This is a genomic window from Oleiphilus sp. HI0128, assembly GCF_001635365.1.
In genome coordinates this window covers 1-992 of sequence record NZ_LWGG01001512.1, presented here as the reverse complement: position 1 = coordinate 992, position 992 = coordinate 1, and the positions used below count along the sequence as shown (strand labels likewise).

General features: G+C 44.7%; 2 protein-coding genes. Both read right to left on the bottom strand.

What is annotated here, in order from left to right; genetic code table 11:
* Window positions 1–284, bottom strand: a 284-nt coding sequence (locus A3763_RS24910; RefSeq protein WP_197483111.1) for a ferrochelatase, incomplete at its 3' end; no start/stop codon positions are given.
* 18 nt (window positions 285–302) lie between these two features.
* On the bottom strand, window positions 303–992 hold a 690-nt coding region (locus tag A3763_RS24905; protein WP_068760688.1), incomplete at its 5' end, for an ElyC/SanA/YdcF family protein.

Sequence of the window (992 nt, the reverse complement as noted above, 5' to 3'; positions counted from 1 at the left end):
GTAAGCTGATCTTCAGTATGATATTTAAGCGGAGAACCGCGCTCAGCCCATACCGTCTGATAGGCATGAGCCGACTTCTTGGGCCGCACTCTAAGAATGATACCATGCAGGATAAACATCCAAATTAGCCGTGGAATTTCGACAACGCGGGGATCAGATAAAAATTCTGACAAATAGTGCCTCAAAGCCTTCGCTGTTGGCGCCTCTGGCGTACCTAAGTTAGTGATTAATACACCAACTTTCCCTTCGCTAGAAGGATAAACTTTTCCCGCTTTTAAACCCATAAATCAATTTTCCAAACGTTATGCTATTAAGCGCGCCCATAAATAGCCTAAGTACTCATGCCACGCTGCATCGGTTTTTGCCAGGTTTCGTGACTTTGGTATCCAGCTTCGCCAGCCTAAGCAATTCACTTCACATGACCTGAAATTTGTTGGCGAAGCAAGCAATGACTTAGTCTCGCCTTGCTGCAAAGTGATTTCTTTCTTAAACAAATAGACAGAACGGGGCATATGCATTGCTGACGTCACTAACGCAAATTTGGCACCGTTTATAAATTTAACCCAATGCCTGGCCTCTTCTGCCGTATCCTTTACCTCTTCAGCCAAATAAATATCGCTCTCGGGTACTCCAAGGGCTATCGCCACTCGTGATGCCGCTTTAGCATGAGATTCAATATCATCCCCATGATAGCCAGAAAGTAATAACTTTGACCCGGGATTTGCTCTGTAAATCATCAAGCCTTCAGTCAACCGACTTAATGAGGTTCCGCTCAATAGACTGCTTAAAGGTCGCTCATTCGCTGTTGAATGCCCGCCACCTAACACTAAAACAAAATCTACGGGCTGGCCTTGGTAGGCGGGATACTGTGACTCAAGAGGCCTGATCAAAGCATCCGTCACCGGTGAAAGGCTCAAAATAAATAAAGCAGTAATACTGAATAAACTGAGTATTCTGCCTAGCTTTACATAACGCTTTCGATAGAAAAAACC